Origin of the sequence: Bacillus sp. AFS059628, assembly GCF_002571225.1 — a bacterium.
Classification (GTDB): Bacteria; Bacillota; Bacilli; order Bacillales; family Bacillaceae_G; genus Bacillus_A.
In genome coordinates, this window is record NZ_NVEC01000100.1 from 1 (window position 1) to 15,427 (window position 15,427).

Sequence of the window (15,427 nt, forward strand, 5' to 3'; positions counted from 1 at the left end):
TAAAGTTTCACTTTATAATATATAGAATTAAAAATGAGAATTTGATAGTATTGGAGTAAGGAGTTTTAATAGCAGTATATTAAGTCGTATTAATATACTGTTGCAAATGCTTTCCTAATTTTATGGGGGTATTTGGTAGAAACCGAAAAAATAATGGAGGCTAATATGAAAAAAATAATTGGCGCAGCAACAGCAACTGTTTTTGGATTGGGAGCATTTACTACAACTGCTACCGCAGAAACAATCGTAACAGCAGATGTACTCAACGTACGTGAAAAACCGACTACTGAATCAAAAGTTGTCAAAAAAGTAAAAGAAGGAGAAAAGTTAAAAGTTATACATACGGAAGATGGATGGTCAAAAATTGATTTAAAAGGTAAAGAAGTCTTTGTAAGTGCGGAGTTTACAAAAGATGTATATTATGTAACAGCGAATTTGTTAAATGTCCGTTCTGATGCAAGTACCGAATCAGAAATACTCGGCAGACTAAAAACAGATGATGTAATTGAATCAACGCATCAAGTAAAAGACGGTTGGTTACAATTTGAGTATAAAGGAAAAACAGCCTATGTTAACGTTTCTTTTCTATCAAGTACAGCACCAGTTGAAAACACAGCTAAAGAGAAAACGAAGCAAGTAGCGAAAGTACACAAACCAGCTAAAGCTAAGGATGAAGTTAAAGCACAAAAGATAGTAAAGCCTAAGGAAGAAGTGAAAGTACAAGAAGTAGTAAAGCCTAAAGAAGACGTGAAAGCCCAGGAAATAGCGAAAGCTAAGGAAGAGGCCAAAGCAAGAGAAATAGCAAAGGCTAAAGAAGAAGAGAAAGCCCAGGAAATAGTGAAAGCTAAGGAAGAGGCCAAAGCAAGAGAGATAGCAAAGGCTAAGGAAGAAGAGAAAGCAAGAGAAATAGCAAAAGCTAAGGAAGAGGCCAAAGCAAGAGAAATAGCAAAGGCTAAAGAAGAAGAGAAAGCAAGAGAAATAGCAAAAGCTAAGGAAGAAGCAAAAGAAGAGTCTAAAAATAACATACAGTCTGCTAAACGTGAATTAACGGTAGTTGCGACAGCATATACTGCTGATCCAAGTGAAAATGGTACATATGGTGGACACGTTTTAACTGCGATGGGGCATGATTTAACGGTTAATCCGAATATGAGAATTATCGCGGTTGATCCGAAAGTAATCCCATTAGGATCTAAAGTTTGGGTAGAAGGTTATGGAGAAGCTATCGCTGGTGATACGGGAAGTGCTATTAAAGGAAATCGTATTGATGTTTTAATGGGTTCAAAAAGTAAAGCTATGAATTGGGGAAGACAAACTGTTAAAGTGAAAATTTTATAAGAACTATAATGATCCAGATGGAAGTCAGTTCTCTTTATTGAGGCTGGCTTTTATTTTGTGAGTAAATATGATTGATACCAGAAAATAAAAAGTAAATATATTATATATCAAATTATTTACTATGTATTTTCACTCGTAATAGTGTAATTAAGTTCAAAGTATAGGTGTATTCTAGTGTTAGTTTTATTTATAATGAATTGGATTAGATCTATTTAAAGCGAGGATAGAATATGACAACAGAATTATATGGCGCACATTGCGATGAGTTAAAAGGATATAGAGTAATTGAAGGGAAAGATTCCTATAATCATTACTTTGGTGGTGAAGATTGCAATTTGCCAGTATGTAAGTTATGTGGTGAGAATATGCATCAAATATTCTGTTTTGATTTAAAAGATGAGAGGATCGCTGAACTTAAAAGTAGTGAGCTAGACATTCTACCATTAATTTCATGCTTGAATTGCGCGATGGTGTGGGAACCGCAATATTTTCAGTTAAGTGATGGAGGTAAAACAATTCAAATCATACAGCAGCAAAATACAGAAGAATGGATAATGGAAGAGGAATATAAGTTACCAGTTTCATTACCAAAAACAACGGTAAAGCTTATAAATATGAAAAATGATGACATACCTATAGATGAAGATAGTTACTGGGAAGCTTTTGACTTGTTCGGTTCTGAATATGTATGTAGATTATTAGGGGCACCATTATATGATGACCTTCCAGAGAATTTGGCGTGTCCAAGTTGTTCTAAAGAGATGAAGTATGTTGCTACAATTACACAAGATATCGAAGAACGCGGACTGATTTCAGTAGTTGATTTCCAGTTTGGGGAAATGAATATATACTATTATTTATGTAAAGATTGTTTAATTATAAAAACTGAAATACAAAGTACATAACAAGACTAACATATTCTGTTAGTCTTGTTTTTTGATTGCAACATCAGTAAGAATCGTATTAAATATATCTTTTTGCGTAAAGTTATCTGTAAAAATAGTTTCTCTGGCAACCTTAATAGTATCGTGCGGATTATACCATTTTTGTAGGGAATCTTCACCAAATTCGTGTCGTTTGTCTCTTGTGTTATGTCGTCTAATAGTTTCCTCTAATGATAAATCAAAGTAATATGTAAATGCATTTTTATCAAAATAATGAATTAGTTCTTTTAACATCTCACCATACCTACGATTGTTTAATATACCTTCTAAAATAACAAACTCACATTTTCCTTTTCCGTACTTCGTAATTTCAAATAGTAAATCATGCGATAAATTCCCCATTGTGTCGTGTACTCTAAGCATATCTCTACGTACAACATCTTGTTATACTAAAAGTGTACCTTGTCCGAAATGTTCTTGTAGTTGCTTTGCGATTGTTGTTTTACCACTTGCGGAGTTTCCTCTAAGAATGATTAATGTTGATTTAAGTATAGGATTAGACATATTGAATTCCTCCAGCATGAATGAATATATAGAAAATTTTAACAAAAAGACTGTGAAAAGTGTATAATTAATAGGATGGAAATAAAAAGGTGGGAGTTAAATGGAACATGAATTAAATAAGGCGCAGCCGATTTGGAAACGGACATGGTTTCGCTATCTAGGGGCATTTATAATTGTTCAATTACTATTTATTATTTGTGAAATCACAGGATGGGCACCAAATTTTAAGCCAAGTGGAGAGTTTTTAAATAGAATTTTACATTCTGGATTTTTCACGGAATGGTTCACTCCATATGAAATTCCTCATTTTAATGTGTTTACAGCATTTTTTGCGATTACATTGTTACCATACGCATTAATAGGTGCAATGAAAGATTTCACAACAAGGAAAAATATAAATAATTAATAAGAGGTATTCTATGCTATTTCAAAAAGATCATGTATCGGTACGGTACGTAAAAGAAGAGGATGCACAGGTCATTTCAAAATGGTTAACAGACCCAGAAGTACTGCAGTATTACGAAGGACGAGATAATCCGCAAACTGTAGAAATGGTACTGAATCATTTCATACATAATCCCAATAGTCATGAAAAAAGATGTGTAATAGAGTTTAATGATATGCCGATTGGTTATATTCAAATGTACCCAATTGATTCTGAGTGGAAAGCATTATATGGCTATGAAGAATCACAAAATGTATGGGGGATGGATCAATTTATCGGAGAACAGACTTTTTGGGGAAAAGGAATTGGAACGAAACTCGTTCAGGCAGCAATTACATATATTATGGAGAATACGGGAGCAGAAGCAATCGCAATGGACCCGAAAGTAAATAATGAACGTGCTTTAAAATGTTATGAAAAATGCGGATTTAAAAAGGTGAAGATGTTAAAGGAACATGAGCTGCATGAGGGGAAATTAGAAGATTGTTGGATGATGGAATACAAACAAAGGGAGCTGCGCGAAATGAAAAAAGCATTAATAGTAATTGATGTGCAAGCAGGTATGTACACAGCGGGAATGCCAGTACATAACGGGGAAAAGTTTTTAGAAATATTGCAAGAACTTATTAGGAAATGTCGTTCTAATGATATTCCAGTTATTTATGTACAACATAACGGACCAAAAGATCATCCGTTAGAAAAAGGTACAGAGGGCTGGAAAGTGCATGAGGCGATTGCTCCACAAGAAGAGGACAGTATTGTTGAAAAGACGACGCCAGATTCATTCCATAAGACGAACTTAAACGAAGTATTACAAGAAAAAGAAATTGAACACGTTATCATTTCAGGAATGCAAACGGAGTACTGTGTAGATACGACAACACGAAGAGCATTTAGTGAAGGGTATAAAGTAACGTTAGTGAGTGATGCACATAGTACGTTTCATACAGACGTGTTACGCGCGGAAGACATTGTAATGCATCATAACGTAGTGTTTGGAGCATTTGCTGATGTTGTTCCGTTAAAAGATTTGAAAGTGGCTGCCTCTAAATAAGAGGTAGTTTTTTTATTAGAAAAAATGTTGTCAAATATTGTCGATAAGTCGATATTTTTTGTCGAAACGTCGATATAATTTCACGTACCAAAATGATAGCCAAAAAAAGGAGCACCACAAAATTAAAAAGGGCGCTCCTGCATCAAAATATTACTTCTTTTTATCTTTATCCAATATATTTTGCTCTTCAGCAAACTCCGTACCATATGCAAAGCGGCGATTAATATGAATATTATCGTTGTGGTGCCTTGTGCGGGAGCTAGAGAAGCGATGAACGATTACTTCTGATAATGTAAAGACAATCGCGGAAAGGATGCTTCCCCATGCAATTTGCATATAGTTGTCTAATAAAATATTACCGAAAATCCATACGCTTAAATATGTTAGTAAAAAATCCGACATAATGGCACCAGTATTGCCAATTCGATTTAAAATAATTTTATCAACGAACATATAAGATACGATTGTAACGAAGAGACTGAACGAAATAATTTGGACGAACGTTGCTGGGAAAAATAAAGCGAGTCCGATACTAAATGCGATAATGCACGATATAAACTTGATAAGCACTACTGTGAAATCATTCAAAATTTACACCTCCGTTTTATCCATAGTTTTGCAATAAATATAGGAGTTCATACATTGTAACGGATATATTTACATAAAACTTTTTCATGTTCATATTTTATCTAAATATTAAAAAAACAAAGAAAAAATGTTATAGTAAAATGAGAGTATATGACATTTTTAGGTAAGGGGGAATCCTTGGTGTGGATTACTTCAGAAGTAGAAATTCCAGACGAGTTAATTGATCATCTTGAACAAGGAAAGTTAGTATTATTTGTTGGAGCGGGAGTTTCTATGAAAGGGAAATCAAACTTACCGAATTTTGATGATTTAGTTGATGAAATTGCAAAAACGTTGTATGTCGAAAAACGTGAAATAACAGAACCACATGATTATTATCTTGGTAAAATTGCGAAAACCAAAGATGTACATCAAGTTGCAAGAGATTTAGTTCATATTGAAAAGTCAAAGCCGAATCCGCTTCATTATGCGATTCCGAGGTTGTTTCCTTTAGATACAGAAGTCCGCATTGTAACAACAAATTTTGATCGACATTTTACAACTGCGATGAAAGAAATGAATAGAGAATTAAACGTATATTACGCACCTGCGTTACCTACAGGTAGAGCGTTTAAAGGACTCGCTTACATACATGGCAATATAGAACAAGAAAAAGAAGCGTTAATTTTAACAGATGGTGATTTTGGAAGGGCTTACTTGACAGAAGGATGGGCAAGAAGGTTTTTAGTTGATTTATTCTCGAATTATACCGTTTTATTCGTTGGATATAGCCATAATGACCCAGTAATGAAATATTTAGCAACTGGTTTACCACCAAGTACAAGACGTTATGCATTTGTCGCACAAGGGGAAAATACGTACCACTGGGAGCATTTAGGAATACGGCCGATTGTATATCCGAATAAAAGTAATAATCATCAATCTCTCGTTAAAGCAGTAAAACGATGGGCAGAGTTAATGGGTGATAATTATATTACAAAACGAATGCGAATTCGTGACATAGTAACAGTTCCACCGTCAGTAGAGCAGGAACAATTATCATACATAAAACAATCTATAAAAAAAATTGAAACAGTCCGCTACTTTGTTGAATTTGCTCACGATTATGAATGGGTGGAATGGCTTGAAGCGGAGGGGAAATTACAAAATTTATTTTTAATTACATCAAACTATAATGAGGTAGATGAATTACTTGCAAAATGGTTAGTGGAACAATTTCTTTTTAGTCATCAAAAGGAATTATTTCAATTAATTTTTAAGAATCATTCTAAACTATCTCCGTTGTTATGGAGAACAATTTGTAGATACTTAAACGAAACAAAAATGAAAATGGACCCATTGTTGTTTGCAAGGTGGACACTGCTTTTATTAGAAACAGCTGAAAAAGATAGTAAATCGATCGAAACAATTTCTTACTTACTGCAAAAATGTTCTTTTCCTGAGCATAAAGAAATTGCTTTATTGTTACTAACGTTTATTTTGGACGGCAAACTTAAGTTGAAGCGTGAAAGAAAGTGGGGAAATGATACGCAAGAATCAATAGAACTTGAGGAATCGAGTCGTTTACCCGTGTCTACATTTTCTTTTGTGGAACAAATTTGGAATGAAAAGATGAAACCACATATTTCCTATTATGCCGTTCCAATTATGATGATGGGAATAGAGAAGATGCGGATGTTATCACTAAGGCAAGTGGCAATGAAAAAAAGGGATAAGGAAAATGTTGAGAAAGAGTTTCAACAAAATGATCTAGCGTTTTTAATTCAAATTGTAAAAGAGTGTTTAGCTTATTTATGTGAAAACAATGAGAAAAAAGCAAATTATTATATTACAGAAATGATAGAAGCAAACAGCGTACTTCAAAATCGAATTGCAATTGATGCAATGAATAAAAATGTATTTGTTAGCGCCGATGAGAAAATGAAATGGTTGTTACAGGAAGGAATTCTTTTAGACGTCACGTATAAGCACGAAGTTTTTCAACTAATAAAAAATCATTTCGCACTCTCTTTAGAAAAAACAAAGGAAGAAGTCATTCAAATTGTATTAAAGGACCTTGCGGAGGAAAGAGCATTTGATGTTTGTTTCGTGTTAGATTTATTATTCACTTGTGATTCGAATAGTCCATCTACGGCAAAAGGTTATGAGTTAATGAAGCAAAAACATCCTCATTTTCATTCTGAGCGATACAGTGTACAAAAGAAAGTTGCGGCAGAACAAAGTATTACTTGTAATGTAACTGCCGATGGATTATTGCAGCTGAAAGATGAAGAAATTATGAAACAAGTTCAGCAATTTTCTCAAGATGGTGTTTTTGAACAACGTCATTTTTTAGAGATGTTATCGAAAGCATGTAAATTGAATACAGAATGGAGTATTTCATTTGCATATCAATTAGTTGGAATGCACGAAATAAGTAATGAAGTATGGTTTGTTTGTATTAGAGAGTGGCGAAATAACCGAGGACTGACAAATGAACAAATACAAAAAGTTATTCCTCTATTACAGAAATTCGTTAGAAATACAGCTTTTCATTGGTTAATTAGTAGCTTTCTATATGAAATTAGTAATCGATTAGAAGAGTTAGAGGAAAATAGTATACGCAATGTAAAACGATTTGCTTTTTCGGTATTCCCTCAAGTCATGAAAAGTGACACGGATTTTAAGCTGGCAAAACAAGATTTTTACAATGAATCGATTCAACATCCTGTTGGGAAAATGACAGCAGTATTATTAAAACTGTTATCATATGATCATTTATACGATCGTAATGTGTATGAATATTTATTTTTGTTTGAAGAACAAGTAAGAATTAGTACAGAACGGACAAATTTTATGATAGCTCGTTTAGTAGCAGACATTACATTTCTTTATCATATTGAGAAGCAATGGTGCCGAAAATATTTGTTACCGTACTTAGAGTTAAAGAAGGAAAATGAGATTACGAAATATGCATGGGCCGGCTTATGTTACACACAAATCAATTTACCTTTATTTACAGAAATGAAGAGATTTATTAAGTATGCGGTAGAACATTTGGAAGTATTACATCCGCATACGAGGGAAGCTTTCTTAAAATGGCTCAGTTTTGTATTTATTAAATGTGTACTGTATTGGGAGCAAAAAACAGATTGGTTATACCCTTTACTTATACGAGAAAATGAAGAAAATAAAATTAAATTTATGCAGTTCTTATGCTATTACGTCAAAACGTTAAGTGCAAAAGAACAACAAAAATTTTGGGCAGCTTGGCTCAGTATATTTTTGCGAGAGCGACCGAAAATAGGGGGAATCACAGCTAGAGAATATGTAATGCTTTTACGTATTATATTATTTATGGATGAAATAGTAGAAAGAGGGTTATCGATAATTTGTAAATCATTTTCAGACGTGAGTGGAAAAGGGAATCAAACGGAGTTAAAACAGTTATTTCATGAAATACTTGAAAAGACTGAGAGTATAAAGATGTATAAAGAGTTGTATGCAAACGTATTTTTCACTTTACTGCAAACGCTTCAGGAAGCTAATCTACTTGAAACTGAAATCATTCAAATAAAAGAATTATTAATTGGATATAGAGTAGAAAAATGTGTAATAAATGCAATAGATAATGAGATAATTCGCATCGGAATTGTTCTGGAGAATTTACAAGAAGAAATGTAGGACAAAAGTGTAATTTGAAAAAATATATAAAAAGTTGTTGACAGTGTTTTGAAAAGCGTTCTATAATACGAATCATACTTATTCAATTTCAAAAAACATTTGAATAAACAAAGTGCAATGAAGAGATCACAGTAGTGGTTAGTCTTACTGTAACAGAGAGCTGGTGGTTGGTGTGAACCAGTACAGGGATAATCATGAATTACAGTCTTGGAGCATCTTTTTCGTAGTAAAGATAGTATTGTCTTTATGAAGAAAAAGCGGTCAATTGATCGTTAACAGTGAAGAGAGGTAGACGGAAATTTAGTCTACAACTAGGGTGGTACCGCGATAAATGTCGTCCCTACTGATTTATTCAGTAGGGACTTTTTGTATTTTAGTGGTCCAACTTGAAAATTTAATATTCATGCGTTGAAAGGAAAAGCAGTAGTTGTTGTTTCCCTGTAACAGAGAGCTGGTGGTTGGTGCGAACCAGTACAAAAACAAGAGCGAATTACAGTCCTAGAGCATCTTTTTCGTAGTAAAGATAGTATTGTCTTTATGAAGGGAAAGACGGTCAGATGATCGTTAACAATGAAGAGAGGTAGACGAAAGAAGTCTACAACTAGGGTGGTACCGCGATAAATATCGTCCCTACTGATTGAATCAGTAGGGATTTTTTGTACAAAAAAGTGGGTTTTTATCTAGTAGATAGTGTCCTTATAGTAAATATTCGTTTAAAATAAGAAGAGGTATCGATTCCACTTAAAATTTGTATAATTTATCAGTTCAGAAAATAGAGAATTTTTCATTCTCTTACTATATTTTTAAAACATTAGAGGAGGATTTCCAAATGGCAAATCATGAATTAGATCAATTACGTAAACAAGTAGATGAAATTAACTTACAACTATTACACCTTTTAAATAAACGTGGTGAAATCGTTCAAAAAATTGGGGAGCAAAAGCAAGTACAAGGTACGAAACGTTTTGATCCAGTACGTGAGCGTGAAGTACTTGATATGATCGCAGAGAATAACGAAGGACCATTCGAAACATCAACAGTTCAACATATTTTCAAAACAATCTTCAAAGCTAGCTTAGAATTACAAGAAGATGATAACCGTAAAGCATTACTAGTATCACGTAAAAAGAAAAAAGAAAACACAATCGTTGATGTAAAAGGTGAATTGATTGGTAACGGAACACAAACGTTCATCATGGGACCTTGTGCGGTAGAAAGCTTAGAGCAAGTTCGCCAAGTAGGGCAAGCGATGAAAGACCAAGGCTTAAAATTAATGCGCGGTGGTGCTTTCAAACCGAGAACATCTCCATACGATTTCCAAGGTTTAGGAGTAGAAGGATTACAAATTTTACGCCAAGTAGCAGATGAATTCGACTTAGCAATCATCAGTGAGATTTTAAATCCAAACGATGTTGAAATGGCATTAGACTATGTTGATGTAATTCAAGTTGGTGCACGTAACATGCAAAACTTTGATTTATTACGAGCTGTAGGTAAAGTTAACAAGCCAGTATTATTAAAACGTGGATTAGCAGCAACAATTGATGAATTCATTAACGCAGCTGAATACATCATTGCACAAGGTAACGACCAAATTATTCTATGTGAGCGCGGTATCCGCACATACGAAAGAGCAACACGTAACACATTAGACATTTCTGCTGTACCGATTTTAAAGAAAGAAACACATTTACCAGTTATCGTTGACGTAACGCATTCAACTGGACGTAGAGATTTATTATTACCAACAGCGAAAGCAGCACTTGCAATTGGCGCAGATGCAGTAATGGCTGAAGTACATCCAGATCCAGCAGTTGCATTATCAGATTCTGCACAACAAATGGATATTCCAGAATTCCATAGATTCATGGATGAGTTAAAAGGTTTCAAAAATAAATTATCTTAATTCCATATCATATATGCGCTGAAGAGGAAACAGTAGTGCTTATCTCCCTGTTAAAGAGAGCTGATGGTCGGTGTGAATCAGTACAAAGGTAAGCATGAATTACAGCCTTGGAGCATCTTTTCCGCAAAGTATTGTAGGGAAAGACGGTCTAACGATCGTTAAAGAAGAAGAGAGGTAGACGAAAGAAGTCTACAACTAGGGTGGTACCGCGATAAACATCGTCCCTACTGAGCGCTCAGTAGGGACTTTTTTGTACAAAAAAATAGTAAAGGGGCAAGAGAAATGAGATACATTACAGCTGGAGAATCACATGGACCGCAGTTAACAGTTATTTTAGAAGGTGTACCAGCGGGTTTAACATTAACAGCGGAACATATTAATAAAGAATTATTAAGAAGGCAAAAAGGGCACGGACGCGGAAGACGTATGCAAATTGAAACGGATACAGTTGAAATTGTAAGTGGTGTTCGTCATGGGATGACACTTGGCTCACCGATAACGCTAATTGTAAAAAATGATGATTTCAAACATTGGACGAAAGTAATGGGTGCAGAGCCAATTTCGGAAAAAGAAAGTAAAGAAATGAAACGTACAATTACAAAACCACGTCCAGGACATGCAGATTTAAACGGAGCAATTAAATACGGACATCGTGATATAAGAAACGTACTAGAGCGCTCATCCGCAAGAGAAACGACAGTTCGTGTAGCCGCTGGTGCAGTTGCGAAACAAATTTTAAAAGAATTAGGCATAGAAATTGCAGGGCATGTACTTGAAATTGGTGGAGTAAAAGCAGAACATGTTTCAAACTTATCAATAGAAGAAATTCAAACGATTACTGAAAATTCACCAGTTCGATGTTTAGATAAATCAGTAGAACAAGAGATGATGGATGCGATTGATAACGCAAAAAGTAGTGGAGATTCAATCGGCGGTATTGTTGAAGTTATAGCAGAAGGAATGCCGATTGGTGTTGGTAGTTACGTTCATTATGATCGTAAATTAGATGCCAAACTTGCTGGTGCGATTATGAGTATTAATGCATTTAAAGGTGCTGAAATTGGCGTTGGTTTTGAAGCAGCAAGACAGCCAGGAAGTAAAGTGCACGATGAAATTTTATGGGATGAAGAACAAGGATACACGAGAAAAACGAATAATGCAGGTGGTTTAGAAGGTGGTATGACAACAGGTATGCCAATTGTCGTTAGAGGTGTTATGAAACCAATACCTACATTATACAAACCGTTAGCAAGTGTTGATATTGATACGAAAGAAGCTTTCCAGGCGAGTATTGAAAGATCTGATAGTTGTGCAGTACCAGCAGCTGGAGTAGTAGCTGAATCTGTTGTAGCATGGGAACTTGCACATGCACTAGTCGAACAATTCGGAAAAGATCGTATGGAGTTAATTCAGCAAAACATTACGCAACATAATAAATACGCAAAAGAATTTTAATAAAAAGGTGGTTTTAACATGCAAGTAAAAGATCAACTCTCGTCATTACAACCATATAAACCAGGTAAATCACCTGAACAAATGAAAGAAGTGTACGGAGATCATTCATTTGTGAAATTAGCATCGAATGAAAATCCATTCGGCTGTTCACCACGTGTTTTAGATGAGTTGCAAACATCGTGGTTAGAACATGCTTTATATCCTGACGGAGGTGCTACAACGCTCCGTCAAGCAATTGCAAATAAGTTACATGTACAAATGGAACAAGTACTTTGCGGTAGTGGTTTAGATGAAGTCATTCAAATCATAAGTCGTGCAGTACTCAAGGCAGGAGATAACATCGTGACAGCTGGTGCGACATTCCCGCAGTACCGTCATCATGCAATTATTGAAGGTTGTGAAGTGAAAGAAATTCCTTTAAATAACGGTGTATACGATTTAGACGAAATTTCATCAGCAGTAAATAATAATACGAAAATCGTATGGATTTGTAATCCGAACAATCCGACAGGCACATATGTGAATAATCGAAAATTGAATCAATTTATTGAAGGTATTAGTGAGAATACGTTAATTGTCATTGATGAAGCGTACTATGAATACGTAACAGCAAAAGATTTCCCAGAGGCATTATCGCTTTTAGAAAAACATAAAAACATTCTTGTACTTAGAACGTTTTCTAAAGCGTACGGATTAGCTTCTTTCCGCGTTGGATATGCGATTGGACAGGAAGAGCTAATTGAGAAATTAAATGTCGTACGTTTGCCATTTAACGTATCTTCATTAGCGCAAAAAGCAGCGACGATTGCTTTTAGTGATGATGAGTTTATTGAGGAAATAGTTCGTGTAAATGCAGAGGGATTACAACAATATGAAAGCTTTTGTAAGAAAAATGAAATTCCATTTTATCCATCACAAACAAATTTCATCTTCTTGCCAGTTGAGAATGCGGGAGAGATTTATGAAGCTTGTGCACATGCAGGATTTATTATTCGTCCGTTCCCGAATGGTGTCCGTATTACAGTCGGAACAAGGGAGCAAAATGAAGGAGTGATTTCAGTGTTACAACAACACTTTGAAAATATAAAAAGAAAGTCTCGAGATGAGGCAAATGCGTAAAAAGGTAGTTTTAATTGGAACTGGTTTAATCGGAGGCTCTCTCGCATTAGCGATTAAGAAAGAGCACGATGTAACGATAACAGGTTATGATATATTTCAAGAACAAGTAGAACGTGCAAAAGAATTACAAGTAGTAGATGAAGTAGCATTAGATTTACAGCGTACATGTGAAGAGGCGCATTTAATTGTTTTTGCTTCTCCGGTTGAAGAAACGAAGAAGTTATTACACAAACTAGCGTCATTTCGTTTACGAGAAGATGTTATTGTAACTGATGTTGGTAGTACAAAAGGAACGATTATGAATGAAGCAGAAGCTTTATTTTCAAAGGAAGTTTCTTTCATTGGTGGACATCCGATGGCAGGTTCTCATAAAACGGGAGTTGAAAGTGCAAAAGCGCATTTATTTGAAAATGCATTTTATATTTTAACGCCAATGAATCATGTGCCGAATGAACATGTGGAAGAACTAAAGCGTTGGTTACAAGGAACAGGATCTCATTTTCTCGTTTTAAATACGGAAGAACATGATTATGTAACAGGGATTGTTAGTCATTTTCCGCATCTTATCGCAGCTGGATTAGTAAAGCAAGTAGAGAAACATGCAGGAGATAATCCGCTCATTCATCAACTAGCTGCCGGAGGATTTAAAGACATTACACGTATCGCATCTAGTAGCCCAAAAATGTGGAGTGATATTGTTAAACAAAATCGTGAGCATTTAATGGTATTATTAAAAGAGTGGATCTCTGAAATGGAAGATTTATATGATACAGTTTCGACCGGAGATGCAGGCGAGATTCAAAACTATTTTGCAGACGCGAAAGAATACCGTGACTCTTTACCAGTACGAAAAAGAGGGGCAATTCCTGCCTATCACGACTTATACGTCGATGTTTTAGATAAAGTAGGGGCATTGGCTCACATTACGAGCATTTTAGCGCGCGAAGAAATTAGTATTACAAACTTGCAAATATTAGAAGCGCGTGAAGGGTTGCTTGGGGTATTACGTATTAGCTTCCAAAGAGAAGAAGATCGTATGCAAGCGAAACTAGTGCTTGGAGAAGAAAAATACCAAACTTATGAAACAATTTAAATGAGAAGGTGAAAACGTGAAGGAAAGAACAATTCAACCTGTTAACAATGGATTAAATGGCAACATTACAATTCCAGGAGATAAATCGATTTCTCACCGCGCTGTCATGTTCGGCGCGATTGCAGAAGGAAAAACAACAATTAAAGGTTTCTTATCCGGTGCAGATTGTTTAAGTACGATTTCTTGTTTTAAAGAAATGGGAGTAGACATCGTGCAAAACGGTGATGAAGTCACTGTAGTTGGTAAAGGATTAGAAGGATTACAAGAACCGAAAGCTGTATTAGATGTTGGTAATTCTGGTACAACTATACGTTTAATGTCAGGAATTTTGGCAAATACACCATTTTTCTCTTGCGTACAAGGTGATGCATCTATCGCAAAAAGGCCGATGAAACGTGTTACAAATCCATTAAAACAAATGGGTGCAAACATTGATGGCCGCGAAGAAGGAACGTTTACACCACTAACAATACGTGGTGGAGATTTAAAAGCTATCCAATACACTTCGCCTGTAGCAAGCGCACAAGTAAAGTCAGCTATTTTACTTGCGGGACTTCGTGCAGAAGGTGTAACAGCTGTTACAGAACCACATATTTCCCGTGATCATACGGAAAGAATGCTAGAAGCATTTGGCGTTACAGTAACGCGCGAAGGAAAAACAGTGAAACTTGCAGGTGGACAAAAGCTAACAGCAACAGATGTTCAAGTGCCAGGTGACGTATCATCAGCTGCATTTTTCCTAGTAGCGGGTGCAATCATTCCAAATAGTAAACTAGTATTACAAAATGTAGGGATGAATCCAACTCGTACAGGTATTATCGATGTTTTAGAGAAAATGGGTGCTACGTTCACTGTAGAGCCAATTAACGAAGAATCATCAGAACCAGCTGCAAACATTACGATTGAAACATCTTCATTAAAAGGAATTGAAATTGGCGGAGATATTATCCCAAGATTAATTGATGAGATTCCTGTTATTGCCTTAGCAGCAACGCAAGCAGAAGGAATTACAGTAATTAAAGATGCGCATGAATTAAAAGTGAAAGAAACGAACCGTATTGATACAGTCGTTGCAGAATTAACAAAGCTAGGAGCTCGCATAGAAGCAACTGATGACGGAATGATTATTTACGGGAAATCAGCTCTAAAAGGCAATACAGTAAATAGTTACGGTGATCACCGCATCGGAATGATGCTTGCAATTGCCGGCTGTCTAGCAGAAGGAAAAACAACAATTGAAGATGCAGAAGCAGTAGGCGTATCATACCCTACCTTCTTCGAAGAACTTCAAAAGTTAGCTAAATAAAGTGAAACTTTA

General features: G+C 35.3%; 11 protein-coding genes, 2 pseudogenes and 3 other annotated features. Of the genes and pseudogenes, 11 read left to right on the top strand and 2 right to left on the bottom strand.

All coding sequences use genetic code 11. From position 1 onward, the window contains the following. Window positions 1–165: 165 nt before the first annotated feature. Together COL05_RS27610 and COL05_RS31110 are read left to right on the top strand one after the other, a co-directional pair. A complete protein-coding gene (locus tag COL05_RS27610; RefSeq protein WP_098670910.1) occupies window positions 166–1,338 on the top strand; it encodes a 3D domain-containing protein in 1,173 nt (390 codons plus the stop codon). Window positions 1,339–1,568: 230 nt separating this feature from the next. Next, on the top strand, window positions 1,569–2,243 hold the full coding sequence (locus COL05_RS31110) for a hypothetical protein (protein WP_142337691.1): 675 nt from the start codon (window positions 1,569–1,571) through the stop codon (window positions 2,241–2,243). A gap of 18 nt (window positions 2,244–2,261) precedes the next feature. Here COL05_RS31110 and COL05_RS27620 read toward each other — a convergent pair. After that, window positions 2,262–2,786: pseudogene (locus COL05_RS27620) on the bottom strand (kinase). A gap of 100 nt (window positions 2,787–2,886) precedes the next feature. On the opposite strand from COL05_RS27620, the gene COL05_RS27625 reads away from it, so the two are divergent. The 3 genes and pseudogenes from COL05_RS27625 (at window position 2,887) to COL05_RS32055 (ending at window position 4,285) form a co-directional block, all read left to right on the top strand. Next, window positions 2,887–3,192, top strand: a complete 306-nt coding sequence (locus tag COL05_RS27625) for a YfzA family protein (RefSeq protein ID WP_098670911.1) — start codon at window positions 2,887–2,889, stop codon at window positions 3,190–3,192. Between the two features lie 13 nt (window positions 3,193–3,205). Beyond that, window positions 3,206–3,739, top strand: a pseudogene (locus COL05_RS32050) (GNAT family N-acetyltransferase); the annotation flags it as partial. A 15-nt stretch (window positions 3,740–3,754) separates the two neighbouring features. After that, the gene (locus COL05_RS32055; protein ID WP_257152606.1) at window positions 3,755–4,285 is read left to right on the top strand and encodes a cysteine hydrolase family protein; all 531 of its coding nucleotides are present in this window, start codon (window positions 3,755–3,757) and stop codon (window positions 4,283–4,285) included. 150 nt (window positions 4,286–4,435) lie between these two features. Here COL05_RS32055 and COL05_RS27640 read toward each other — a convergent pair whose 3' ends face one another. Beyond that, the gene (locus COL05_RS27640; RefSeq protein WP_000997708.1) at window positions 4,436–4,873 is read right to left on the bottom strand and encodes a YndM family protein; all 438 of its coding nucleotides are present in this window, start codon (window positions 4,871–4,873) and stop codon (window positions 4,436–4,438) included. Between the two features lie 150 nt (window positions 4,874–5,023). On the opposite strand from COL05_RS27640, the gene COL05_RS27645 reads away from it, so the two are divergent. From COL05_RS27645 to aroA, 6 genes are all read left to right on the top strand, one after another. Next, complete coding sequence (locus COL05_RS27645; RefSeq protein ID WP_098670913.1) at window positions 5,024–8,536, top strand: DUF4020 domain-containing protein; 3,513 nt, start codon at window positions 5,024–5,026, stop codon at window positions 8,534–8,536. Window positions 8,537–8,644: 108 nt separating this feature from the next. After that, window positions 8,645–8,881 (top strand) — a binding site (T-box leader). Between the two features lie 54 nt (window positions 8,882–8,935). Beyond that, window positions 8,936–9,171 (top strand) — a binding site (T-box leader). 194 nt (window positions 9,172–9,365) lie between these two features. Then, window positions 9,366–10,442, top strand: a complete 1,077-nt coding sequence (locus tag COL05_RS27655; protein ID WP_001273579.1) for a bifunctional 3-deoxy-7-phosphoheptulonate synthase/chorismate mutase — start codon at window positions 9,366–9,368, stop codon at window positions 10,440–10,442. A 9-nt stretch (window positions 10,443–10,451) separates the two neighbouring features. Next, window positions 10,452–10,671 (top strand) — a binding site (T-box leader). 53 nt (window positions 10,672–10,724) lie between these two features. After that, window positions 10,725–11,897 carry a chorismate synthase gene (aroC, locus tag COL05_RS27665; protein ID WP_098670914.1) on the top strand — a complete coding sequence of 391 codons (1,173 nt, stop codon included), beginning with the start codon at window positions 10,725–10,727 and terminating at the stop codon, window positions 11,895–11,897. 18 nt (window positions 11,898–11,915) lie between these two features. Continuing rightward, entirely contained in the window at window positions 11,916–13,016 is a 1,101-nt protein-coding gene (gene hisC, locus COL05_RS27670; RefSeq protein ID WP_098670915.1) for a histidinol-phosphate transaminase, read from the top strand. Then, on the top strand, window positions 13,009–14,109 hold the full coding sequence (gene tyrA / locus COL05_RS27675) for a prephenate dehydrogenase (RefSeq protein WP_098670916.1): 1,101 nt from the start codon (window positions 13,009–13,011) through the stop codon (window positions 14,107–14,109). Before hisC ends, tyrA begins: the two co-directional genes overlap by 8 nt. Window positions 14,110–14,125: 16 nt before the next feature. Further along, the gene (gene aroA / locus COL05_RS27680; protein WP_098670917.1) at window positions 14,126–15,415 is read left to right on the top strand and encodes a 3-phosphoshikimate 1-carboxyvinyltransferase; all 1,290 of its coding nucleotides are present in this window, start codon (window positions 14,126–14,128) and stop codon (window positions 15,413–15,415) included. Window positions 15,416–15,427 lie beyond the last annotated feature (12 nt).